Raw genomic sequence first — 26267 nt, 5'->3', positions numbered from 1 at the left:
ATGATATCCTATTTTAAATATGGTAAAGGCAAATTAGATGTCTGTGAAGATAGTTTAACAGCGTCAGTGTTCGATTTACTTAAATATTTACCAACAGATTTGTTTTGGCATATTTTAAAACAAGCCTTACACCAAGACCATTTACCTAGTTATTGTGGTGAGATTTTAGACATACAGTATTGGGCAAAATGGAATGCAAAAAATACAAGTAATAAAAACTATGTAGAGCCAGATGTATTTATGCGTTTTAAAGATTTTGATTTAATTATTGAAGCCAAACGTTATGATGTTAATCAACAAAGTAATTACCAATTAAAAAACGAGATAAAAGCTTATTTAAATGAGTATATAGATGACCAAAAAACAGTGTATTTAATACAACTTGGTGGTTTGGATATTAATTGTAAGAAAGAAGATTTTATAATAAATAATATTAAGGTTTTGCAATCCAAAACCAATTGGACAAGTTTACTAAAAAGTATAGATACTATTTATAAGAGCTACTTAGAGCAAAGCATTCCAAATCAAAAACCAACAATTTTGTTGTTTGAAGATATAATAAATGTATTTGCAATGCATGGGTTTCATCAAAAAATGTGGTTACAAGAATGTGAAATATTTACTATAAATACTAAAGCGATACAAAGCTTTAATTTTAATTATGAAAGATAATTTACCATTAGAAATACGTAAAGCTTATAGGTTACTTTACGATTATCAAAGACGCATATTAGACTTAATGAAGTTTATTGGTGAGACCTATGATTTACCATTTAAAAAAGGAAAGCCATTATTTAGTTCAAAATCTGGAAATGGTTTAAATCATTGGGCTTGGGACTGGATTTATATGTATTGCTACGACTTTAGATTTGAAGGTAAGGATAATGAAAATCCTATACAGTTTTCTGTAGTTTTAAAAAACGACTCTGGATTTTATGAAGCTAAAGCACAAAATAAAATTAACGAGTTAGATATAGAACAATTTAAACCAGTAGAAACGTCTAAAACAGAATTAATATTTGTTGCAGGAGATTTAGATAGAAATTTTCCGCTTTTATCCGCATCTACAAAAACTACACTTGGTGCATCTGAAGATAAAAAATTAGTATTTAAAAACTACGCTTTAGATTGTTTTTTTACTCAAGATGAGGCTTTGAAGCAATTACGAGACTTTTCTAATTATTGTAAAACTTTCAATATAGAATTAAATATTCCAGAAAAAACTATATAATATAAAAACACGCTATAATCAATGAATGCTAGTAAAAAATTAGTGAGTGATGTCTTTAATGGAGGACGTATTTTAGAAATTCCATTTTTTCAACGTGCTTATGTTTGGGATGATGCACAATGGGAACGTTTGTTAGACGATATGGAGCTAATCTCTAAATCTAACAAACCTTATTTTTTAGGCTCAGTAATTTTAAAACAAAAGCCTACAACAACTTCTGAGACGGTAGGCGATGTTAGGTCTGTTGTAGATGGCCAACAACGTTTAACTACTCTAAGTATCTTTTTTAAAGTATTGTGTTTACATACAGGAGATGCGTTTAAGTTTGATGGCAGATTTAGAATTTTAAATAAAGAAAAAGACATTGCATTAAGGCATAACCATCATGATATTGATAGTTTTAATAAAGTTCTTGACTTAAATGAATTGATTGAGCTTAATGGCAATGGTAAAATAATAGAATGTTATAATTATTTTAGAAAACATATTAGCAAGCGAAGTTTAGATTACGACAGAATTATGAACAACATAATGTTTGTTGGTATTGATTTAGATGAGAAAGAAGATGAACAACAGATTTTTGACACTATAAACTCTTTAGGTGTAAGATTAACAGTAGCAGAATTATTAAAAAATTTCTTTTTTGGAAGAGAGGATGTTGAAGATTACGAAACTAATTGGAAACCAATTTTTGAAAAAGATGATGAAACGGTAGATTTTTGGGAATATGAAGTTTTAGCTGGTAGACAAAAACGCCAAAATATAGAATTGTTTTTTTATGCGTTTTTACAAATAAAAATTAATGCACCTAACATAAAGGTAAAAACAGAAGATAAGTTAGTGTATACTAAATTTGATGGTTTGTTTGAATCTTATAAATCGTTTATAGAAAATTATAATATAGATAAGAAGGAGATTATCCAAGAAATTAAAGAATATGCTACCTTGTATTATGATGATATTTTATATTCTGATATTGAAGAAGAATTACCAGAGGAAGCTGGTATAGAACGTATAAACACCTTAATTTTTGGATTAGAAAACACTACATTAATACCTTATGTTTTATATGTTTTAAAAAACACAGCACCAACAGATGACAATGTAGAAATAGATGAAGAAAGAAATAAGATTTTTGAAATATTAGAGTCTTATATCATGAGACGAATAATTTGTAGAGCTTCTAATAAAAACTATAATCAATTATTTACAGACCGTTTTATTGGTAGAAATATAAAAACTTCAAAAGATTTAAAAGCATATTTAGATTCATTAGAAGGACAAGTAAATTATATGCCTTCTCATAAAGAAGTGTCTGATGGTTTTCAAAATTCAAAAATAATTAATCGTCAAACTCGTGGTATTCTTTATATGTTAGAATCTAAAATTCGAGACCGCTCGTCACAATCAACAGCTTTGTTAGGTCTAACTTCTTATAGTTTAGAGCATTTAATGCCAAAGAAATGGGAAAATAATTGGGAGAAATTAGATACTGAAGAAGCAAAAATTAATAGAAATAGAAAGCTTTTAACATTAGGGAATTTAGCAATAATAACTTCATCATTAAATTCATCTATTAGAGATGCCAATTGGGAAACTAAATTAAATGGAAGAGGAGAGCGTGGTGGTTTAAAACGTTTTGCACGAGGTATAGAAACTATGGGTGACTTCTTAGAACGTTCAGAATGGAATGAAGAAATAATTGAAGAACGTGCTAGATTTTTAGCGCATAATGCAATAAAAGTTTGGAAGAATTAGACTTTTATAAAATTTAAGAGATGAACAAATTCACAGAAGCACAACTAGAAAACGTTTTTATAGAGTTATTGGGTAACGAAGGGATTCCGCATGTTTTGGGTAATACTATTACACGCAAACAAGAAGAAGTGCTTATTAAAGCGGATATAAAAACCTATTTACAAAGCCAATATAAAAACGAACAAATTACAGATGCCGAAATTAATTCGGTAATCCGTAAGCTAGAAGTGTTTAGTGCTTCAGATTTGTACGAGTCTAACAAACAAATCATGAAATTGGTGTGTAATGGCTTTCAGTTAGAGCGCGAAGACCGTTCTAAAAAAGACTTATACATTCATCTTATAGATTATTCACATAAAGACAACAACACCTATAAAATAGTAAATCAATTAGAAATCTATGGATATGAAAAGCGTATTCCAGATGGTATATTATATATAAATGGTATGCCTTTAGTAGTTTTTGAATTTAAAACAGCTATTCGAGAAAACACAACCATACACGATGCCTATGTACAATTAACTACGCGTTACAGACGTGATATACCAGAATTATTTAAATACAATGCGTTTTGTATTATTAGCGATGGTGTTAATAGTAAAATGGGATCTTTTTTTAGTAATTACGAGTTTTACTACGCATGGCGAAAAGTATTAGGTTTAGACAAAGAAGTTGATGGTATTAATAGTATGTACACCATGATACAAGGTTTATTTAACAAAAACAGACTTCGTGAGGTCATTCATAATTTTATATACTTTCCAGATTCTAATAAACACGAGCTTAAAATAGTATGTCGTTATCCGCAATATTATGCAGCTACAAAATTATTAGAAAACATAAAGGAGCACCAAAAACCAGAAGGCGACGGAAAGGGTGGAACTTATTTTGGAGCTACAGGTTGTGGTAAAAGTTATACTATGTTGTTTTTGTCTAGATTGTTAATGCGTAGTCCACATTTTAAAAGTCCAACGCTAATTATTATTACAGACCGTACCGATTTAGACGATCAATTATCCGCACAATTTACCAATGCAAAACAATACATAGGAGACAATAGTATTATTAGTGTTGAAAGTAGAAAAGAGTTAAAAGAACTACTAAAAGGAAGAAAGAGCGGTGGCGTATTTTTAACTACCATTCATAAATTTACGGAAGACTTAGAATTGTTAACAGAGCGTACCAATGTAATTTGTATTTCAGACGAAGCACATCGTAGTCAAATTAACTTAGATCAAAAAATAACTGTAACAGAAGATGGTGTAAAAAAGACTTATGGTTTTGCTAAGTATTTGCACGACTCTTTGCCAAACGCCACCTATGTTGGTTTTACAGGTACACCCATTGATGCCACATTAAATGTCTTTGGAGATATTATAGATTCGTATACCATGACTGAGTCTGAAAAAGACGAAATTACAGTACGTATTGTGTATGAAGGTCGTGCAGCTAAAGTAGTCTTAGAGAACTCTAAACTAGAAGAAATAGAAGATTATTATAATCAATGTGCAGAAGATGGAGCTAACGATTACCAAATAGAAGAAAGTAAAAAAGCATCAGCAAATATGAATGCTATTATTGGCGATCCAGATCGGCTTAAAGCAGTAGCTGAAGATTTTGTAAAACATTATGAGACCAGAATAGAAGAAGGTGCAACTATAAAAGGGAAAGCTTTATTTGTTTGTAGTTCAAGACCAATTGCATTTAATTTATACAAAGAAATTATTGCTTTACGTCCCCAATGGGCAGAAGTAAAAGCATTTGAAGAAGGTTCTATGCTTACAGAAAAAGAGAAAAAGGAAATCAAACCTATGGAGCGCATTAAAATGATAATGACACGAGGTAAGGACGATCCTAAAGAAATGTATAACCTTTTAGGTACTAAAGAAGATAGAAAAGAATTAGACCGACAATTTAAAAACGAAAAATCTAACTTTAAAATCGCTATTGTAGTAGATATGTGGTTAACAGGTTTTGATGTCCCTTTTTTAGATACCATGTATATAGATAAACCTATACAGCAACACAATTTAATACAAACTATCTCTAGAGTTAATAGAAAGTACAAGTCTAAAGAAAAAGGTTTGGTGGTAGATTATATTGGCTTTAAAAAGCAAATGAATTTGGCTTTAAAGCAATACTCTGCAGTAGATGGTCAGAATTTTGAAGACATACAAACGTCTATAGTGGTGGTAAAAGATCAGTTGGATTTATTAGCAAAACTCTTTCATAAGTTTGACGCATCAGATTATTTTTCTGGAGTTGGTGTTAAACAATTGGAGTGTCTTAATAATGGTGCTGAATATGTACAGCTAACAAAAAATATTGAAACACGTTTTATGAATATTGTAAAACGTTTAAAAGTAGCTTATGATATCTGTTGTAGTGCCAATGCATTTACCGAAGAACAAAAAGACCATATACATTTTTACCTTGCCATTCGTTCTATTGTATTTAAACTAACAAAAGGCAATGCACCAGATACCGCACAGATGAATGCTAGAGTGCGTGAAATGATAAAAGAAGCCTTACTAAGTGATGGTGTAGAGGAGATTTTTAAATTAGGAGAAGATAAACAAAGTGAGATTGATATTTTTGATGAGGCTTATTTAGCCAAAATTGAAAAAATAAAATTACCCAATACTAAAATAAAACTATTGCAACAATTACTTTTAAAAGCGATTGATGCATTAAAGAAAACCAATAAAATGCAAGGTATAGACTTTTCTAAAAAGTTTAAAACCATCGTAGATAAATACAATGAGCGTAGTGAAAATGATATTTTACAGAGTAACGTTTTAGAAGACTTTACAGATGAAATCATAGACTTGTATCATGACCTTAGAAAGGAAAAAAATTCATTTTCTGATATAGGTATCGATTTTGAAGAAAAAGCTTTTTACGATATTTTAAAAGCTATAGCACATAAATATGACTTCGATTACCCAGAAGATAAATTAATTCATCTAGCCAAAGAAGTGAAAAAAGTAGTAGATGATAAAGCAAAATATACAGACTGGAATCATCGAGACGATATAAAAGCCGAGTTAAAAGTAGATTTAATAATTCTTTTAGCTGAAAACGATTATCCACCAATTACTAAAGATGAGGTTTTTAAAGAGATTTTTGAACAGGCTGAAAATTTTAAGAAGTATAATAAGTAATTTTCTCACTTAAATTTAATCCCCAAAACTCACCCGATCCCGAATGGTTCCATCTTGTCTGTGGATAATCACATCGGCTTTCCGTTTTTTGGCTATCCTTTTGGCTTTGTTAATGGCTGTGCTTTGTTTTCTGTGCTTAGAGGTAATGCGTTTGTTGCCTTCTCTGCGTACTGCCCAATCACCATAGTAAGGGACCACGTGTTGGTGCCACGTCCGTTTGGTGGTTCTAGAGCTTTTAAAAAAAGCTTCAAACAGATCTATAATAACTTGTAACCAGGTTTTTAATGTGGAATTGTCAGACATGGTAATGTTGGTTGTACTGTGGTAAGATACTATTTTTTGTAAAATTAGTCCTTTTTAAGCACGTTGTGTGCGTTTTAAAAACACAAAGACTAATAAGGCTAAAGCACCAAAGACACTAAACCCTACAAACAATGGGAGCACAGAATCGGTGACAAAACTACCAATATAATTGGCAATAGGTACAGCCATAACGGTAGAGACAAATCCGTTAATAGCAGCTCCAATACCTGCAATATGACCTAGAGGTTGCATTGCTAAACTACGATAGTTTCCAAATAAAAACCCAACCGCAAAAAACTGTGTTAAAAAAAACAACATCAAGACCACTAAACTTGGATTTTGACCAGTATGGAATACCAACACGTACAATAGTGAAATTGCAAAATAAGCGATAGTGGCATAATACGCCATATTATAAGCGCCAAAACGCATGACAAACCGACTATTAGTAAACGTCGAAAAGCCTACAGCAATAGCAGTACTGGCAAAAATATACGGAAACAGCTCGCCTAATTGGTATTGCTCTTGAAAAATCTGTTGCGAGGTGCTTAAATACACCATAAACGATCCTGTTATAAATCCTGAAGCAAGTGTAAAGGAAATAGCATCTTTATAGCGTATAAATTCTTTGGCTCCTGTTATAAAAATACTTGGCGAAAACGCTATACGTTTAGATTTGGGCAAGGTTTCGGGTTGACGTCTCCAAAACCATATAATAATTCCTAATCCAATAAAAACATTAAAATTAAAAATGGCTTGCCAATTAAGTAGGTGTAATAGGGTTTGACCAACGGTTGGTGCAACTATTGGAACCAAAATAAAAAACATCACCACAATACTAACTACTTTGGCCATAAAGTCGCCACTATAACTATCCCTAATCATGGCAAGCGATATGGTACGAGGCGAGGATAAACCGACACCTTGAAGTATACGACCCATTACCATCACCTCAAAGCTTTTGGTAGTCACACAAATGTAGCTGGCAATAATAAATATAAAAAAGCCAATGTAGACCATTGGTTTTCTACCAAAACTATCCGATAACGGTCCAAAAATAAGTTGTCCAAAGCCTAAGCCTAAAAAAATCATGGTGATTAGCTTTTGGTTTTCGGCTGGATCACTTACTTGTAAAGCCGAACCAATGTCTGGTAATGCAGGTAAAAGCGCATCAATAGACAACGCTACAATAGACATTAGCGATGCCATTAAGGCAACAAATTCTTTTTTAAAGGCAGGCTGGTTTTGCATGCTGCAAAAATAAACTTTAATTAAGGATTTTAGTGAGATACAATTTATAATATCATTATTATTTTACTTTATTATAATTATCTTTAACCCATTAATTTTAATCGCCAACAATTGTTTTTTTTTAATACCTACAGAATCAAATCTTTATATTTTTTTTATTGCTTTTTGTTATTGAATAGTTTGGTCTATGGTCAAAAAAAGGTTAATACTAATTATGTCAGGTATATAGACTCTGCAGATTACTATTTAGATCGCTCACCCCAGAAAGCCCAATTGTTTTTAGATTCTATTCCAGAACCTGTTGAGGTTTCTATACAAGGTTATCTTGCAGAATATTATCAGATAAAAGTCTTTATAAATGATAGATTAAATAATAAAGCAGAACTGATTCAGAACTCTTTAATGGCATTAAAATATGGAAAAGTTGAAAAAAACTACGACGTAGCAGGTGTTGCTTCCATAGAATTATTTTTTAACACCTATTTTATTAAAAAGGACTCTACTGCTTTTAAATATCTTAAAGATGCCGAAACCTATTTTAAAAAATCGGAGAATACCAATGGGCTTGCAGAAGTACAACAAATGTATGCTTATGTAGAACTTTATAAAAAGAATTATTCTAAAAGTAACGCTCTAATTTTACAACATCTTGATAAGTACAAAGCCATAAAGGACGATGGTTATTATTATATGTATGCATTGTTTATGTTAAGCTCTAATTACATACATCAAGACGACTTATATCAATCTCATAAATATTATAATCGTTTAAAATCATTAACAGACACCACAATATCAAAACACTTGTATGATGTGCATAAAGTTACCCTTACAACGTGTTTTGCAGAATACCATTTAAATAAAAAAACAATGGATTCAGCTTTGTTTTATCTTAAAAAGTCTGAAGAGTTAAGACACGCTATGAATACAAGTGATACAGAATTGTATTTTAAAACGTATGCAGATTACTTTGGTTATTTAAACGACATAGAAGGGAAAGCTAAGTATATAGATTCGTTATCAAATTTTCAGACTACATTATTAGAAAAAAATATAAATGCAAGTTTAAAAATTAATGAATCCTTAGAAAAAACGGAAGACTTGCTAGATTCTGTAACTGATAAAAAACGATTCAGCAAAAATTTAATTGTTATACTAACGTCTGTTTTAGCTGTACTAATGTTGCTATTTATTTTAGGGTATAAAAAATTTAAATCTACAAATAGAAGGTACATAAATAACGAGAACGAATCGTCCTATCTTAAATCTAATCATGAAAAGCTAAAAGCTAAAGTACATGGTTTAGAAGAGTATATTAGTGAGGTTAAAAAAGAAATTAAAACAATTTCTTCTATAGATAACACTTCTGATCAAAAAATCAGAATTAAAGATTTATATAAGAATATTCATCATAACTCTTCTACATTATTAGCCAAGGGAGAGAACCATTTAGATTTAATAAATGACTTAAATATTAATTTTTTTACACAAATAGCTGAAAAACACCCACAGTTAAATCATTCAGAAATTATTGTTTGCTACTATATTTTTGTAGGATTTAAAAACAAAGAAATTGCAGCTTTTTTAAATACTACTTTTAGAGCTATAGAAAGTAAGCGTTATCGCATTAGAAAAAAATTAAATTTCCAAAAAGGAGAAGCACAATTAGTAGAATACCTTCACGAAAATTTTAAATAGTTTTATTAGTCATATAGTCTGTTATATGTTAATTTTAGTGAGTTGCGTGGTAAGTGCGTGGTAAAAAATATGCATTATTTTAAATGGATATAGATATTTGTTATAGAAATATTTAAACCTATTTATATTAATGAAAAAAATCTACTCTTTAACAATTCTGTTATTTACAACAATGGTGTTTTCGCAAACACGTAACCAATCGGATTCTAGCATTGATTGGACAAAAATGAACAACAATAAAAACGCTACATTTTATCAAGTACAAGACAATTTTTATAATTATTGGAAAGATAAAACCATAGAAAGAGGTAAAGGATATAAACCTTTTAAGCGTTGGGAAGACTTTATGGCACCAAGAGTGTATCCGTCTGGCGACATGTCTTTACCCACTACTACTTATGATAACTATATGAAGTGGGAATTGGCTAATGGTTATTATAATGCTAGATCATCGTCTTCTGTAACTAGCAATTGGACACAGTTGGGTCCTATTGGTCCAGCATCAGGACCTGCACCATATACAGGTACAGGTGCAGGACGTGTCAATTTTTTACGTTTTGATCCTACCAATTCTAATATTATGTATGTTGGTGCGCCAGATGGTGGTTTATGGAAGTCTACTAACGGAGGAACGACATGGACGACAAATACAGATTTTTTAACGGTTATAGGATGTTCTGATTTAGCTATTGATCCAACAAATACACAAGTCATGTATTTGGCAACAGGAGATTTGGAAGGTCATAGAAATAGTATAGGAATTTTAAAATCTACAGATGGTGGTATAACTTGGAACACAACAAGTTTAGTCATTAATTCTTCAAATGGATGGACCTTATCTAAATTGTTAATGGATCCAAATGATTCGTCAAGAATGATAGTGTCTGGTAATCAGGGTGTTTGGACAACAACAAATGGTTGGGTAACAAATTCTTATTCAAGCTTTAGTAATACCTATCCTGATATAAAAGATTTGGAATTTAAACCTGGACTACTTAATGCAAATACGGTTTATGCTGCTGGGACAAAGTTTTATAAATCTACAGATTTTGGTACGACTTGGACACAAATTACTAGTGGGTTACCAACTACAGGTATTTCTCGTATAGCACTTGCAGTAACACCAGGAAATGATGCATATGTGTATGCCTTAATAGGAAAATCTAGCGATCAATCTTATATGGGAACGTATCGTTCTACAGATAGTGGTACTACCTTTACAACGATGTCTACAACACCAAATCTACTAGGTTACGAATCTGATGGTTCGGATTCTGGTGGTCAAGCCTTTTTTGACCTATCCATTGTGGCTTCTCCTACAGCTCCAAATAATATTACCATTGGAGGTGTTAACCATTGGAGGTCTTTTGATGGTGGAAGTACTTGGCAAAATGTTTCGGTATGGGATTCTGGTGAAGTCCATGCAGATGTACACGAGATAACTTACCATCCAGGTAGTTCTTCAACCATGTATTCGTGTAATGATGGTGGAATATTTATTTCTACAGATAACGGAAATCAATGGACAGACATTAGCGGAAATTTAGCAATTGGACAAGTTGTAAAATTAGGTCTATCAAGTAATGTAGAAACTCAAATTGTAGCAGGAGAACAAGATAATGGTACTATATTAAATACTTCAACTTTAAACGATTGGTATGGTATCAATGGTGGTGATGGTGGCGAATGTTTTATTGACTATACTAATAACAACTTAGTTTATGTACAGTATGTAGAAGGTAAATATAGTCGTATAGATTATAGTACTTCACCAGAAACAAAAGTTGCTATTCAAACAGGACTTCCTACAGGTATAGATTTTTACAGTCCATTTAAAATGGACCCAGTAAATCACCTTAAATTATATTCTGGTGGTACACCAACCTTATACACTTCTGCAAACCAAGGTAACAGCTGGACTGCTCTAGGGACTTCATCTGGAACAGGAAGCATTAAAGATTTTGTGGTGGCACCTAGCAATCCTGCTATTATTTATACGGTACAAACAGATGCTATATCTAAATCAACAAATTCTGGAGGATCTTTTACAGATGTCACTGGTACTTTGCCAACTTCTGTAGCGTATTCTAGCATTACGGTTTCTAATATAGATCCTAATAAAGTTTGGGTAACTTGTTCTGGTTACGATAGTGCTAATAAAGTATTTAAATCTACAGATGGAGGTGCTACTTGGACCAATATATCTGCAGGATTACCAAATGTGCCAATAAATACCATTGTATTTAGAAACGCTGGTATTGCAGATGAGATTTATGTTGGTGGAGATATAGGTGTTTACATTACAAATAATAATATAACCTCTTGGCAACCTTTTAAAACAAATTTACCAAATGCTGCAGTAAGAGATTTAGAAATTTACTATCCAACCAATAAATTAAGAGCAGGAACTTATGGAAGAGGTGTTTGGGAGTCTGAGCTTAATTCTCAAACCTTAGGTGTAGAAGATTTTACTAGTGTAACCAGTCAAAGTACTGTAACTATCTCTACTAACACTAGTAACCTCTTACAAATAAAATCGTCTTTACATAACATTGATAAAGTAGTGATTTATGATGTTTTAGGAAAACGAGTGTATCAAAAAGAAGGTATTAATACCAAGATTTTTACTGATAATACTATGACCAAAAGTCAGCGTGTTTTATTTGTTAAAACAACACTTGTTAATGGTTCTGTAGCCATTAATAAAATTCTATTTTAATTTTTAACGATACTGATTATGAAAAAAATTATAGTATTACTATTACTTTTTATCTCTGTAAACCTAATGGCGCAGGATAAAAAAACCGTAAACTGGTGGGAAAGAAGTAATAATAAAAATGCAACATTTTACGACGTACAAAATAACTTCTATCAATTTTGGAAAGATAAAACACCAAAAAAAGGAGAAGGTTATAAAATTTTTAAACGTTGGGAAAATCAAGTCGCTCCACGTGTTTATCCTTCTGGAGATATGTCGCTTTTATCCTCTAATTATGAAAATTATTTAACATGGTTAAATAGGTATCAGTCCACAAGAGAATCTATCAATGACCAAAATAATTTTAGAGCTAATATGTCTAATGCATCAAATTGGACCTCATTAAACGGAACATCAATTGCATCTGGTTACGATTCTGGATCTGGTAGATTAAGTTATATTGCATTTGATCCTATAGATACACAAACCATGTATGTTAATGCACCAGATGGTGGTTTATGGAAAACAACTAATGGAGGATCAACATGGTCAACTAACACAGATTATCTATCGGTTATAGGGTCTTCAGGGTTAGTGATTCATCCAACAACTACCTCTACCATGTATTTAGCAACAGGAGATAGAGGGTCAGACCGCAGAAGTATAGGTGTTTTAAAAACGACAGATGGTGGTGCCACTTGGAATCCTACAAGTTTAGTTTGGTCTGCTACAGATAATTATAAAATCACTAAAATAATTATGGATCCAGCAAATCCATTGGTTATGATGGTAGCAACAGATGGCGGAATTTACAGAACTACAGATGGATGGGTAACTAATACATTAACGTCTAATGTTGAGGCCTTTTATGATATTGAGTTTAAACCAGGAACAGGTAACTCTAATACAGTTTATGCAGCAAGTGTTTATAATGGTTCTGAAGGTTATATCTATAAATCTACAAATAATGGAGTAAGTTGGACTATTGCTACAGGAATACCAACCTCTGATGTTAGTAGAATTGAAATGGCTGTAACAGCTGCAAATCCTAATTTAGTTTATGCTATTGTTGGTAATTCTAATAATGGATTAAAAGGGTTTTATAAATCTACAGATAGCGGAAGTAGTTTTACATTAGTGTATCAAACTACAGCTTCACATCCTAATATTTTACATGCAGATGCCAATCCACCAGCACCTCCAACACCAGGATATGATGGTGGTCAAGCAAATCATGATTTAGCAATTGCAGTGTCACCAATTAATGAAAATTTAATCACCATAGGAGGTATTAATCAGTGGCAATCTGCAAACGGAGGAACAAGTTGGACACGTATAACCTATTGGTTAGGTGCTAATCCTGATTATCCAGGAGAAAATACTGAACCAGAACCATATATACATGCAGATATTCAATATATAGCGTATTCTCCACATGATAATACTACTTTATATTCTACTTGTGATGGAGGAATTTCTAAAGGAATTTCTAATGGACAATCAACGTGGGTAGATATTACCAATAATATAGCAGTTGGGCAGCAAACCAATATTGCACTTTCTTCTTTAAATGTCAATACTTACTTTACAGGATTACAAGATATAGGTTCTTTAGTAACTACATCTCCTGGTAGTTGGTCTGTACTTGGTGGTGGTGATGGAGAAGATGGTTTTATAGATAGAACCAGTGATAATATTAAAATATATTCTACCACAAATGGAGAGTTTTCACGTAATAAAAATGGTGTTGTCTCTAGTTATACCTCTTTAAACTCAGAATGGTTTACACCTATTAAACAAGATCCTACAACTGCAAGTTTAGTGTATGTAGGAGGAAGACCAGCCTTATATAAAAGCACAGATATTTTAACCAATCCTGACTATGTGCAACCAACTTGGACAGCACTTGGCACTCCGCATGCAGGAAAAAATATATTGCGTTTTGAAATAGCACCAAGTAACCATCAAATTATTTATGCTATTACAGAAAATAGACTTTCAAAATCTTCAAATGCAGGAGTAAATTGGACAAATGTTACTGGGTCACTTCCAGTAGGTTCTGCAACATTAAAAAACTTAGCAATTTCTAATACAGATCCTAATACAGTTTGGGTTGTGTTTTCTGGATATAATGCAACCAGTAAAGTGTTTAAAACAACTAATGGTGGTACATCTTGGACAGATGTTAGCTCAAATACATTACCAAATTTACCGATAAATACCATTTTGCATATTAAAAACAGTACACAAGATGGACTATTTATTGGTGCAGACATTGGTGTGTATTATATTGATAATACACAGTCTGCTTGGGTGCCTTACGATACTAATTTACCTAAAAATGCAGTTCAGGATTTAGAGATGTTTTATACCTCTTCTACAACTGGTAAACTAAGAGCTGCTACTTATGGTAGAGGATCTTGGGAAACTAATGTTGATTTTAATACTTTGGGTGTTAATACTGTGACAATGTCAGATTCTGAAGCACCTATATTTTATCCTAACCCTGTTAAACAAGGTATATTAAATGTTAAATTACAAAATCCTAACTCAGAATTTGATTTTGTAATTTATAACAACATTGGTAAACGAATAAGTTCAGGTAAGGTAGATAGTAATAGTACTATTATAGATTTAAAAAACAATGCAAGTGGATTTTATTTTATTAAAATAAATAGTGAAAATAAAGTCTACACTCAAAAAATTATAATTGAGTAAAGTGTAATAATTTTTTGTATTCTTTTTAAACCCAAAAATTAAATTTTAAAGAGCCTTATTGTTAAGGCTCTTTTTTTATTGTATCATATTTTTTATAATTTATTTGAAATCAATGTCGTTTAAAGTGCAACCTAAGTAGTACAGTTTAAAAAGAAATATATTTATAATCTTTGTATAATTTACTATTTTGTATATTTCCATAAACATATAAATTATAATGAAAAACACTTTTTTATTTTGCTTCATCCTATTATTATTTTCTGCTACATTGATGGCTCAAAAAATGTCTCCAGAACAAATAAAAGAGCAAGTTTCTATATATAAAAATGACATTAGAGGTCCTTACCATCGTATCAAATGGTTTTGCGAAGATGGTACTATTAGAGAACCTAAAGACCCTTGTCCAGATAATGTAGAGGGAATCCAACACGCAACTTTTAAAGAATCTGCTTTAAAGCTAAGAGAAACTAATCACTTGTTTTTTGGCGAAATTTTAGCCAGCAATACCATTCCAGAATTTTTAGATGAAGCAAACAATTACAGCAGACTAAAACAATATCAAATTAATAAGTACCTAGCTAGTATAGACGATGGTTGGGTGTTACGAAAAGGACAGTTTTACAGAGGTGCTTTACAAAGTGAAGATGAAGAAGCTTGGGGTAAAACATTTTTTGAGACTATTTTGCGAGACGACCAACTGGTACAATCTAAGTATTATCTCATTCGACAAGCCTTAAAAGATATTCCGCATAATGGTGATGATAATTTAGCGCAAACTATGCGAAGTCAGTCTAAACTTTTGTCGGAAGCCATACCTAAGTTTATGGATGCCAGAATAAAAATTCATGGGCAACCAGAAGCATCAGATATTATCATGGTTAAGAATTTTTTAAAAACGACCAATGCAAAAATTTCTGAAGCACAACAAAAAGATTTTAATGCATTGCTACAAACCATGGAGCAGTTTTATGCGCCTTTAGATATCATTGCGTTAGAAAAAGAGATTAAAGCATTAAGGCTAACTCCAGATATTAATACCAGTTTTGAAACACTAATCGAAACTGCCAAACAAGACCCAACTTCAGAACAGTTAATAGCAGATATTGCCAATGTATTATATAATATTAGACAAGATATTCTAGCAGTTAAAGGCGGAAGCACGCGCTTAAAACTTTTAGATGTGTCTAATCAATTAGAAAATAAATTGCTAATAGAAACCCAAAATTGGAACACAGAAACCTTATCTGAAAACTTACATAAAATTAAAACGTTAGCGTGTGTGTCTTTAGGCACTGGTCTTATAGAAACTTGGGAATATTCTGCAATAGAAAAGCAGTTAAACCAACACGATTTGGCGGATCATTTAAGCATAGATCAACTTAACGATATTTTAATTAGTGCCCGAAGTATTGTCGAGTGGAGTGCAGCGACCACCAAAGCTAACTACCAAGATGTGGTTGATACCTACACAACATTTGAGCCTTTAGCGTATGGGTTTATTGACGATAGAGTACGCAGCAGTATTGCATTGTCTATGGGTAATGCTGTGAGCCATTTAGGCGTGTTAGTGGCTAAATTATCTAACATCGAAAATAAAGTCATGTCTATTGATAACCAATCGGCTATTAGAGGCTTAAATCCAGGCTACGCTTTTGGTAAGTTAGTGGTTATTGATGGTAATCCGGATGAGGTCGAAGTCAATACCAATAACATCTATATTTTTGAAAAACCACCATCCGATCTAAAACCTGTAGCAGGAATTATGACCGTTTCAGAAGGTAATTTAGTGTCTCACGTGCAGTTATTAGCTAGAAATTTAGGAATCCCAAATGCAGCCTTATCTTACGATAATTTAAAAGATTTAAAATCGTTTGATGGTCAAGAGGTGTTTTATGCAGTATCCAACAAAGGAAATGTTATTTTAAAAGCTAAAAAGGACATGTCTAAAACAGAGCAAGCCTTGTTTAGTAAACAAGAACGCACTAAAAATGTTATAGAAGTCCCAACAAAAGATATTAGGCTAGATGTAAATACTGTGGTAAATATGAGAGAAGTTGATGCCTCAGATTCTGGAAAACTGTGTGGACCTAAAGCAGCGAATTTAGGAGAGTTAAAAAAGCAATTTCCAGAACAGGTAGTAGAGGGTTTAATTATTCCGTTTGGGATATTTAGATCTCATATGAATAAAGAGATGCCTAATCAAAATAAAAGTTATTGGACGTACTTAAACGATACGTTTAAAGAGGCGAATGCTATGAAATCTCAGGGTCAATCTGAAGAAAACATTGAAGCTTTTCAGCTAAAGGCATTAGACAAATTACACAAAGCTATTTTAGAGATTCCGTTAGACGAGAGTTTTGTGTCAGACTTAAGACAACAATTTAAATCGGTATTCAAAAATTCCATAGGAAACGTGCCTGTCTTTTTAAGAAGCGATACCAATATGGAGGATTTAAAAGAGTTTACAGGCGCAGGTTTAAACCTAACCTTATTTAATATTAAGGATGAAGATAAAATTATTGAAGGCGTTAAGCACGTCTGGGCTTCGGCTTACACTGAACGAAGTTTTAAATGGCGACAAAAATACCTGTCCAATCCAGAAAATGTATTTCCTTCAATTTTAATAATCCCAAGTGTAGATGTGGATTATTCTGGTGTTATGATTACAAAAGGGATTAACTCTGGTAACGATAATGATTTAACAGTAGCATTTAGTCGTGGAGCAGGAGGAGCAGTAGATGGTCAAATGGCAGAAACAAGACTAATTACTACAAAGGACAACCTATTATTAGCTCCAGCACGACAACCAGAATATATACGCTTACCTGTTACTGGAGGAACCAAAAAGTATTACACCTCTTTTGAGCGTCCTATTTTAAATGAAAAAAACATCAAAGATATCAGACAATTAGCAATTAAAATAAGACAGCTAATGGCGGGACATTCTGATAATAAAAATCAAGCTTATGATGTCGAGTTTGGTTTTAAAGATGATAAACTGTGGTTGTTTCAAATACGACCATTTGTAGAAAACAAACAAGCTAAAAGCTCTGAGTATTTAGCATCCATTTCTACTAAAACAGACACCAATCAATTAATAAGTTTAAACACCAAATTATAGTACTATGAAACAGTTATTTTACATAGGAATTCTACTAGTTATTACAATATCTTTCAGTTTTACTACCACACCTTATCCTATTGATGGATACGAGTCAACAGGTATTAAACGATTGTATCAACTTCGAAAAATGCAACTAGAAGGTGTTAAATACAACCGTATCCCTCATGGTGCATATTTGGGTTTAAAGGATATTAAATTAAATCTTTTAGAGGTTGATGATAGTATTAATGAGTTATTAGTCGAGGACAAAGAATTTGCACGAGACATGAACAGACTATTTCCTGGTGCTGGCTATTCTGCTAGTATTATGGACATGTCTAATCCAGATAAATTACGTTATGCAGCTTTTAATGAAAATGCAGGCTATCAACCAGGAAGTGTTGGTAAATTAGCGGTATTATTGGCAGTTATGGACCAAATGGCTAAAATTTGTCCAGACTCTTGGGAAGAGCGCACGATGTATTTAAGAGACATACATGTGTCTGCTAGATATTGGGGAACAGGAGACCACCATACCATTCCTATTTACGATATTGAAAAAGATAAACTTGTTAAACGCCAAGTGGTTGCAAGTGATGTGTTTTCGTTATACGAGTGGTTAGATCATATGGTCTCTGTAAGTAATAACGGAGCAGCAAGTGTCATGTATCGTGAAGCGATGTTAATGGCTGCTTTTGGACCTGATTATGTAAATTTAACCGAAGAAAGAGCAGAGCAATACTTTAAAGAAACGCCTAGAGACTCACTAACCAATTTAGCACATAGTGTGGTAAACGATCCGTTACGTGAATTAGGAATTTCTGAAAACGATTGGAGACTAGGAGGTCTGTTTACTAGAGGACCTGGAAAATATGTAGGTAGAAAAGGAGGTAGTATCGGGACACCAAAAGGCTTAATGAAATTTTTAGTACAGCTAGAGCAAGGAAAAGTGATTGACGAAAAATCTAGCTTAGAAATGAAACGATTGATGTACTCTACAGACCGTAGAATACGTTATGCAAGATCTTCTAGATTAGATAGTGCTGCAGTCTATTTTAAATCCGGAAGTTTTTACAAATGCGATCGAACTAAAAACCCAAATTGTAAGGATTATGCTGGAAACGTATTTAATTATATGAATTCTGTAATTATCGTAGAACACCCTAACAACGTAAAGTATATTGTGTGTTTAATGACTAATGTGTTGAATAAAAATTCTGCTGGCGCACACATGTATTTAGCCAGTAAAATAGACGATATTATTAACAGAGATAATAATAAATACAAGGAAGAAATTAAGGAAACAGAATATAAAAACGATAAAGAGGAATCTGACTAGTCTAAGATTTTATCTTTTCTAAAGCATCGTAAGCAAAGAATTTTACATCTTTATTTTTATTCTTTTTCAATCTATTAAGTAATGGTTTGTATTTAGCATCTTTTAGTAAAATAATAAGATGAAGTACTTCTAGTTTCATTCGCTTAGCTCTGTTTTTTGCTAGCATGGTTAAGCAAGCACGCTCACTCATTAGTTTTAATTTCAGGACATGAGTGGCTTCAGCATCATTATTACTTTGGACGTAGTATTCAATTAAAGGTAAAATGGTTTGCTTTAATTGGCTTTGTAGTAAGTTGTCTAAAAACTCTAATGCATTAACTCTAGCTTCCTTAACATCACTTAATAATGCAGTATATGATATCTCGATATCAGAATCCTCATACACTAAACTCAGTAAATTAAATAAACACGCCATGCTGGTTTCTGCCTGTTGCTCCAGTAGTTCAATAATGCTTTGTCTGGCAATTAATATTTCGATATCTCTATCATTATGTTCGGCTTCCAACATGGTATTATTAATCACATGCTGAATAGATTCTATTGCACCAATGCTTCGCTTATAATAATTACTTTCTTTAATAATTCTGTTTTTAATGTAACGTTTATTAAAATGAAGTCTAGTGTTACTTTTTTCAAGCTTAGCAAGAGATTTTGAAGCTGCTTGCCTAATAACAATGTCTTTACTATTTAATAATCGCATTAAAATATTAACCGCTTTTTGGGTTTTAAAAGCTTCAATAATTTTAGGCAGATGCTTTGCCATTTTATTGTTTATAGCTTCTTCATTTTCTAACGAAATAATATGATCAATAATTTTTATCCCATAGCTTTTCAGTGCATTAACTACATCTGCTCTGTATAGTTTTTCTGAAAGTAACTCTAATAACGTGGGAATAAAAAGTTGGTTGGAAGTTATTCCTGCTGCTTTTATAGCTTGTTTAACAATTTCTGGGTCACGATTATTTAAATGTGCGCTAATAAACGAAAAATGCTTAGCCATATTAGATTCGGCAATTGTCACTAACAGCGCTTGTAAGGCAGCGTTTTGGTTTTGATTTTCGGATTGCGATAATAGATGTACGCGTTGATCTATTCTGTTATACAACCCAAATTGTAATGCAGTTTTTTGATTAGCAGATGCTTCTTTAGCTAAACATAATAAGGCTGCATTTGATATATTCTCGTTAGTATGGTCTAAGTATTTGTTAAAAAAATGATGGTTTTGTATAGACGAGTGGTTTAAAATATACTCTAAAGCAGTAATCACTAAAGTTTGATCTTCAGAATGAACTAGTGGTTCTACCTTATGCAATGCTGTACCTTTATCAAAAAGATAAAATTGTTTAATTGCAGCAGTCTTTACCTCATTAGAAGGATGGTTTATTAAACCTATAATGCTGGATTTTAGGATTTGTAAATTGTTGTTTCCTAAATAGTCTAAAAGCGATAATATCTCTTTAGCACTCCCTTGATTTAAAATTCTTAATGCCGACTTTACAGTTGTTTCACGTTTAGTTTTGGTGTCAGAATCTTTATTTTTTAGTAGTGTGCGTTGTATGTTGGTTCTAAAAGATTCAAAATATGCTTCTCTTAATCTAAAGATTAAAACCATCCAAATTAAGACAAACAATAAAATAATTATTGTAATGTAAGAGGTGCTTAAATCTAATTTTCGGATTAAAAAAATTAACATAAACCCAGCAATACCAGTTGCTATACTATCTACTGCAACATCAATATAGGACTTTGCTTGGTTTTTAATTAATAACGGAATGGGCATTATGGATAATTCTGTAGCCGATTTATTTAAAGATTGCTTAAAGCTACCATCAACCCCTTTTATAATTATTAATACCCATAATTCTGGAAACGTTAAAAATAGTAGACTTCCTAAAGCAATGACTAAAGGTAAAATTAATAGGGTAGAGGCTACACCAATTCTGCTTAACACACGATTAGTAATAAATAATTGAATAGTTAAAGCAAGCACATTAAATGTAGAAAACCAAAATCCAAAAAAGGAGGCTAATTCGTCTGGATCCGAAATGGCTTTATTAGCAAAATCACTAAACTGAAAGTCAATTAATTTGGCTACTATCACACTAATTCCTGTGATTAACGCGAGATAAGTTAAATGTTTAGATTGAGCAATTAAACTAAAAGAACTTTGCTGAAACGTATTGTCTTCGTGCTTACGTTGCATTCTGATGTAAACGTTAAGTTTATGGATTCTAAGCTTCCAAATTTTACCAATTATAGGGATGCAACTAATAGTTAATAATGCTGCAATTATTATTACAATCTTATTACTAAAACTAGATACTACCACACTAGTCAAGTAACCACCAAAAATTCCACCAGCTATTGCTCCAGCACCAATAAACCCAAATAACCGTTTAGCTTCTCTAGCATTAAAAACCATATTGGCTAACACCCAAAATTGTGAGGTTGCCATAACTGCAAATAAAGACACACCTAAATAGTATACAAAAATCACCCAATTACTAAGTAATCCATATTCTAAAATGGCACTTAACGCAATAAAACAAAGACTAAAAAAGACTAAGGATATGGTGGTGACTTTTAATATAGAAAAGCGTCGGATAGCTTTATTATAAAAGTAAGAGGTTATTACCGCAACAACAGCAACTAATAAGTAGCCATAAGGTAAACTGTCTGCACCTAATTGAGATAAGAAAATGGCGTTTACAGTTGGTTTAACAATTAATAATACAGTTATTATTATAAAAATATATAACTGCATTAAAAAAGAGATGTATATCTCACCATCTCTTAGACCAAACGTTTTATTTAATAATTTGCTTAACACTAAAGCAATTTACTCTTCTTTTGATAATTTTTTAGATTTTTTTAAAACTTTTTCGATGGGTTTTATCAAATTTCTAATGATTTGTTCTCCAAACGCATCATCTATAAGAGCTACGATAATGTATTTTCTGTTTGGACCCCAAACTAAAGCCGAATCTGAATGATAGTTTTTCCATGATCCAGATTTTCTGTAGATCTCTGCTTTAGGAGCTATTCTAATAAGCGTGTTTACAAACTTATGATGTAAACCTGGTTTTCTCATTATTTTAAGCATTTCTCTTGAAGCGTCTGTACTAATTAAATTACCTAAGGCTAATTGATAGTAAAAACTACACACTTGCATGGTTGTTGCAGCATGACTTAAGCCTTTTAAAGGCTCTGGGTGTCTTTTACCACCTGCAGCATAGCGTTTACCAACCCATAATCCTCCACCAACTTCTTCATCATAAAATTTATGCTTAGGTGCACGTAAAACTGCTTCAATCTTATCGTACCCTAAACGGTCAATCATTCTGGTAGATGCTTGATTATTAGATTTACTAATCATTAAACGTAAATCCTTTTTAATTTCTTTAGTATAGGCTAATTCTTTGTTTTCTATAGCGTCCATTGCAGCTAAAAGAATAGCAATTTTTGGTAAGCTTGCAGCGTACATCATATGCTGATCATTAATTCCAGCATATTTAAAATTAGTGTCATCGCTTAAATCGACAATAGCAACAGACATCATTTTTTTTGCTACTAAACTTTTCCAAACTGGATTGGCATTAATTTCTGCGTTAAGCAGAGAATCTAGTTGCTTGTTTTTAATTTCTGAAATGGGTTTAATCTCATCGGTAATACGAAGCGGTAATTTTTTTAAAGAATCCTTTATTTTAATTGGAAATTCTTTTTTGATAACTTCAGCAAAAACTTCAGGTTTTACTGAGGTTTGTATATTGGAAGTGTCAGAAATATTTAGCCCAACAAGGACTATTCCTACTATTGATATAGTAAGTATTAAACTGTATTTTAAAAGTTTCAATGCATTGATTTTTAGGGTTGTTTCTATAGTATACAAAAAGTATACCAATAATAAAAATTACAAAGGAATATTACCATGTTTCCTATTAGGTAAAGTTTCTTCCTTATCTTCTAACATCGTAAATGCTTTAATTAGCTTACGTCTAGTGGTTTCTGGTAAAATTACTTCATCAATAAATCCACGTTCTGCAGCTTTATACGGATTGGCAAACAAGTCTGCATATTCTGCTTCTTTTTCTAATAATTTGTCTTCTGGGTTATCTGCTGCTTTAATTTCTTTTCTAAAAATAATTTCACTTGCTCCTTTAGCTCCCATAACTGCAATTTCTGCACTTGGCCAAGCGTAATTTAAGTCTGCACCAATGTGTTTAGAATTCATCACATCATACGCTCCACCATAGGCTTTACGAGTAATTACGGTTACTTTAGGGACTGTTGCTTCACTTAAGGCATATAATAATTTGGCACCATGTACTATAATTCCATTCCATTCTTGATCGGTTCCTGGTAAAAATCCTGGAACATCTACTAATACCAATAACGGAATATTAAAGGCATCACAAAAACGCGTGAATCGTGCAGCTTTACGCGAACTATTAACGTCTAATACACCTGCTAAAAATAAAGGTTGGTTGGCGACAATACCAATACTTTTACCAGCAATTCTGGCAAAACCTACAATAATATTTTCGGCATAATCCTTATGAATTTCAAAAAAGCTATCCGCATCTATCACACCATTAATAACCTGATGCATATCATACGGTTTATTAGCATTGTCAGGTATTATTGAGGCTAATTCTTCTCTAATTTCTGTGTCAAGTTTGTAAGGTAAATCGGCTGGTTTTTCTAAGTTACTTTGTGGTAAATAACTTAATAAACGCTTGACGTCTTCTAGACATTCTATGTCGTTAGATGAGGTGACATGTGCTACACCAGATTTAGTCGAGTGTGTGCTTGCTCCACCTAATTCTTCACTGGTTACTTCTTCGTTAGTTACTGTTTTTACAACGTTTGGTCCAGTAACAAACATGTAACTGGTATCTTCTACCATCATTGTAAAATCGGTCATTGCTGGGCTATACACAGCACCACCAGCACAAGGTCCCATAATGGCAGATAATTGCGGAATCACACCTGATGCTTTGACATTTCTATGAAAAATGTCTGCATAACCACCTAACGATCTAACACCTTCTTGGATACGTGCTCCTCCAGAGTCGTTTAACCCAATTAATGGTGCACCAACTTTAAGAGCCAAATCCATGATTTTACAAATCTTTTCTGCGTGTGTTTCGGACAGTGCACCTCCAAATACGGTAAAATCTTGTGCAAACACATAGACTAATCGTCCATTAATAGTACCATAACCTGTAATAACACCATCGCCATAAAACTTTTGATCTTGCATCCCAAAATCTACGGTTCTGTGGGTGACTAAAGCACCAATTTCTTCAAATGAGCCTTCATCCATTAAATAGTTAACACGCTCTCTTGCGGTTAATTTTTTCTTGGCGTGTTGCTTATCTATTCTAGCTTGACCACCACCAAGTTGGGCTTGTTCTAGTTTTTCGTTTAGTGTTTTTATTTTGGATTCCATAGTTTTAATCTTTATTGCTGTCATTTCGCGCTTGATGCAGAATCTATTACAATTTGTAAATAATAATTAATTAGATATTGCGTCGTAAAATAGAATGACAAAAACAGGTTAATTAGTTGGTATGCGTAACAATTTCTGGTCTTCTAAATACTGTTTTACAGCCACTAAAGCTGCTATTTTTGCTTCGTGTTCTGCTTCATCTTTTAAAGCTTCAGGCGAGTAATGCTTTTTGACAAAATGTGTATCAAAATCTCCTGAGGTAAATGCTTCATGTTGGCAGACAAATGTTCCAAATGGTAATGTGGTTTCAATACCTTTAACCTGATAGTCTGCAATAGCTTTAAGCATGAGCTGTATAGCTTCTTCACGAGTTTTACCATAGGTAATTAGTTTAGCTAACATCGGATCGTAATAAATGGGTACATCCATACCTTGTTCAAATCCGTTATCGACTCTAATTCCTGTTCCTTCAGGTAATTTGTAAACCTCTAAATGTCCTACACTTGGTAAAAAATCGTTTAAAGGATCTTCAGCATACACACGTAATTCTAAAGCATGACCAGTAATTTTTAAGTCAGACTGTTTAATAGGTAACATTTCACCACGAGCGACTTGTATTTGTAGTTCTACCAAGTCTACATTTGCAATAATTTCGGACACAGGATGCTCTACTTGTAGTCTGGTATTCATTTCAAGGAAATAAAAGTTTTTGTATTCATCTAATAAAAACTCAACGGTTCCAGCACCAACATAGTCACAAGCTTTAGCAACTTTAATGGCTGCTTGTCCCATTTGCTCTCTTAATTCTGGTGTAAGTACTACACTTGGCGCTTCTTCAACTACTTTTTGATGACGACGTTGTATACTGCATTCGCGCTCAAATAAATGAATGACATTACCATGTGTATCTGCCATAACTTGTATTTCGATATGTCTAGGCGAACCAACATATTTTTCGATAAATACTGAACCATCACCAAATGCATTAACTGCTTCACTAATGGCACGATTCATTTGCGATTCAAATTCGGCTTCGGTATCTACTATACGCATTCCTTTTCCACCACCTCCTGCTGAGGCTTTTATTAAAATAGGAAACCCAATGGTTTTAGCTATAGTTTTTGCTTCAGAGATGTCTGTTATAGCTTCATCAGTACCAGGTACCATAGGTATATCGTAACCTTTAACCGCTTCTTTAGCAGCTAATTTGCTTCCCATAACTCTAATAGCGTGCGATTTTGGGCCAATAAAAACAATATTGTTTTTTTCGCATAGCTCTGCAAAATCTGCATTTTCACTTAAAAATCCATAACCAGGATGAATCCCATCGACATGTAAAGATTTTGCGACTTCAATAATTTTTTCACCCAATAAATAGGATTGATTTGAAGGAGCTTCGCCTATTAAAACTGCTTCGTCTGCAAACTTTACATGAGGAGAGTTTCTATCTACAGTCGAGTAAACAGCTACAGTTTTAATGCCCATTTTTTGTGCTGTACGCATGACGCGAATGGCTATTTCACCACGATTGGCAACTAATATCTTCTTCATG

15 protein-coding genes are annotated in these 26267 nt (G+C 32.6%); 9 read left to right on the top strand and 6 right to left on the bottom strand.

The features are described 5' to 3' along the window. From LY08_RS06095 to LY08_RS06080, 4 genes are read left to right on the top strand one after another with little or no spacing between them, the layout of a single operon-like run. A complete protein-coding gene (locus LY08_RS06095; protein ID WP_111659558.1) occupies positions 1-672 on the top strand; it encodes a hypothetical protein in 672 nt (223 codons plus the stop codon). Beyond that, the gene (locus LY08_RS06090) at positions 662-1231 is read left to right on the top strand and encodes a hypothetical protein (protein ID WP_111659557.1); all 570 of its coding nucleotides are present in this window, start codon (positions 662-664) and stop codon (positions 1229-1231) included. The genes LY08_RS06095 and LY08_RS06090 overlap by 11 nt, the downstream gene beginning before the upstream one ends. 21 nt (positions 1232-1252) lie before the next feature. After that, on the top strand, positions 1253-2989 hold the full coding sequence (locus LY08_RS06085) for a DUF262 domain-containing protein (protein WP_111659556.1): 1737 nt from the start codon (positions 1253-1255) through the stop codon (positions 2987-2989). A 20-nt stretch (positions 2990-3009) separates the two neighbouring features. Then, on the top strand, positions 3010-6153 hold the full coding sequence (locus LY08_RS06080; RefSeq protein WP_111659555.1) for a type I restriction endonuclease subunit R: 3144 nt from the start codon (positions 3010-3012) through the stop codon (positions 6151-6153). A gap of 15 nt (positions 6154-6168) precedes the next feature. Here LY08_RS06080 and LY08_RS06075 read toward each other — a convergent pair whose 3' ends face one another. Both LY08_RS06075 and LY08_RS06070 read right to left on the bottom strand, forming a co-directional pair. Continuing rightward, positions 6169-6456 carry a DUF2188 domain-containing protein gene (locus LY08_RS06075; RefSeq protein ID WP_111659554.1) on the bottom strand — a complete coding sequence of 96 codons (288 nt, stop codon included), beginning with the start codon at positions 6454-6456 and terminating at the stop codon, positions 6169-6171. Between the two features lie 54 nt (positions 6457-6510). Beyond that, a complete protein-coding gene (locus LY08_RS06070; protein ID WP_111659553.1) occupies positions 6511-7707 on the bottom strand; it encodes a multidrug effflux MFS transporter in 1197 nt (398 codons plus the stop codon). Positions 7708-7878: 171 nt separating this feature from the next. Here LY08_RS06070 and LY08_RS06065 point away from each other — a divergent pair, with 171 nt between their 5' ends. From LY08_RS06065 to LY08_RS06045, 5 genes are all read left to right on the top strand, one after another. Further along, on the top strand, positions 7879-9405 hold the full coding sequence (locus LY08_RS06065) for a helix-turn-helix transcriptional regulator (protein ID WP_146603202.1): 1527 nt from the start codon (positions 7879-7881) through the stop codon (positions 9403-9405). Positions 9406-9535: 130 nt separating this feature from the next. After that, complete coding sequence (locus tag LY08_RS06060; RefSeq protein WP_111659551.1) at positions 9536-12124, top strand: exo-alpha-sialidase; 2589 nt, start codon at positions 9536-9538, stop codon at positions 12122-12124. 18 nt (positions 12125-12142) lie between these two features. Next, positions 12143-14821, top strand: coding sequence for a T9SS type A sorting domain-containing protein (locus tag LY08_RS06055; RefSeq protein WP_111659550.1), 2679 nt, complete (start codon positions 12143-12145; stop codon positions 14819-14821). A 217-nt stretch (positions 14822-15038) separates the two neighbouring features. Continuing rightward, on the top strand, positions 15039-17942 hold the full coding sequence (locus tag LY08_RS06050; RefSeq protein WP_111659549.1) for a PEP/pyruvate-binding domain-containing protein: 2904 nt from the start codon (positions 15039-15041) through the stop codon (positions 17940-17942). A 4-nt stretch (positions 17943-17946) separates the two neighbouring features. Further along, the gene (locus tag LY08_RS06045) at positions 17947-19263 is read left to right on the top strand and encodes a serine hydrolase (protein ID WP_111659548.1); all 1317 of its coding nucleotides are present in this window, start codon (positions 17947-17949) and stop codon (positions 19261-19263) included. A gap of 1 nt (position 19264) precedes the next feature. Here LY08_RS06045 and LY08_RS06040 read toward each other — a convergent pair whose 3' ends face one another. The 4 genes from LY08_RS06040 to accC all read right to left on the bottom strand — a co-directional run bounded on the left by LY08_RS06040 (position 19265) and on the right by accC (position 26266). Further along, on the bottom strand, positions 19265-22027 hold the full coding sequence (locus LY08_RS06040; RefSeq protein WP_245907558.1) for an Npt1/Npt2 family nucleotide transporter: 2763 nt from the start codon (positions 22025-22027) through the stop codon (positions 19265-19267). 75 nt (positions 22028-22102) lie between these two features. Further along, entirely contained in the window at positions 22103-22972 is an 870-nt protein-coding gene (locus tag LY08_RS06035; protein ID WP_394341193.1) for a serine hydrolase, read from the bottom strand. A 201-nt stretch (positions 22973-23173) separates the two neighbouring features. Then, a complete protein-coding gene (locus tag LY08_RS06030) occupies positions 23174-24715 on the bottom strand; it encodes an acyl-CoA carboxylase subunit beta (RefSeq protein WP_111659622.1) in 1542 nt (513 codons plus the stop codon). A 108-nt stretch (positions 24716-24823) separates the two neighbouring features. After that, complete coding sequence (gene accC / locus LY08_RS06025; RefSeq protein WP_111659546.1) at positions 24824-26266, bottom strand: acetyl-CoA carboxylase biotin carboxylase subunit; 1443 nt, start codon at positions 26264-26266, stop codon at positions 24824-24826. Position 26267 lies beyond the last annotated feature (1 nt).

Origin of the sequence: Olleya aquimaris, assembly GCF_003259525.1 — a bacterium.
In the GTDB taxonomy this organism is placed as follows: Bacteria; Bacteroidota; Bacteroidia; order Flavobacteriales; family Flavobacteriaceae; genus Olleya; species Olleya aquimaris.
Note: the sequence above shows the minus strand (reverse complement) of the source record. Positions and strands in the feature narration are given on the sequence as shown.

Coding starts and splice junctions, on each gene's coding strand:
- LY08_RS06090 (WP_111659557.1), top strand. CDS start 662: ATGAAAGATAATTTACCATTAGAAATACGTAAAGCTTATAGGTTACTT.
- LY08_RS06055 (WP_111659550.1), top strand. CDS start 12,143: ATGAAAAAAATTATAGTATTACTATTACTTTTTATCTCTGTAAACCTA.
- LY08_RS06075 (WP_111659554.1), bottom strand. CDS start 6,456: ATGTCTGACAATTCCACATTAAAAACCTGGTTACAAGTTATTATAGAT.
- LY08_RS06095 (WP_111659558.1), top strand. CDS start 1: ATGATATCCTATTTTAAATATGGTAAAGGCAAATTAGATGTCTGTGAA.
- LY08_RS06070 (WP_111659553.1), bottom strand. CDS start 7,707: ATGCAAAACCAGCCTGCCTTTAAAAAAGAATTTGTTGCCTTAATGGCA.
- LY08_RS06080 (WP_111659555.1), top strand. CDS start 3,010: ATGAACAAATTCACAGAAGCACAACTAGAAAACGTTTTTATAGAGTTA.
- LY08_RS06050 (WP_111659549.1), top strand. CDS start 15,039: ATGAAAAACACTTTTTTATTTTGCTTCATCCTATTATTATTTTCTGCT.
- LY08_RS06040 (WP_245907558.1), bottom strand. CDS start 22,027: ATGCAGTTATATATTTTTATAATAATAACTGTATTATTAATTGTTAAA.
- LY08_RS06060 (WP_111659551.1), top strand. CDS start 9,536: ATGAAAAAAATCTACTCTTTAACAATTCTGTTATTTACAACAATGGTG.
- LY08_RS06030 (WP_111659622.1), bottom strand. CDS start 24,715: ATGGAATCCAAAATAAAAACACTAAACGAAAAACTAGAACAAGCCCAA.
- accC (WP_111659546.1), bottom strand. CDS start 26,266: ATGAAGAAGATATTAGTTGCCAATCGTGGTGAAATAGCCATTCGCGTC.
- LY08_RS06085 (WP_111659556.1), top strand. CDS start 1,253: ATGAATGCTAGTAAAAAATTAGTGAGTGATGTCTTTAATGGAGGACGT.
- LY08_RS06045 (WP_111659548.1), top strand. CDS start 17,947: ATGAAACAGTTATTTTACATAGGAATTCTACTAGTTATTACAATATCT.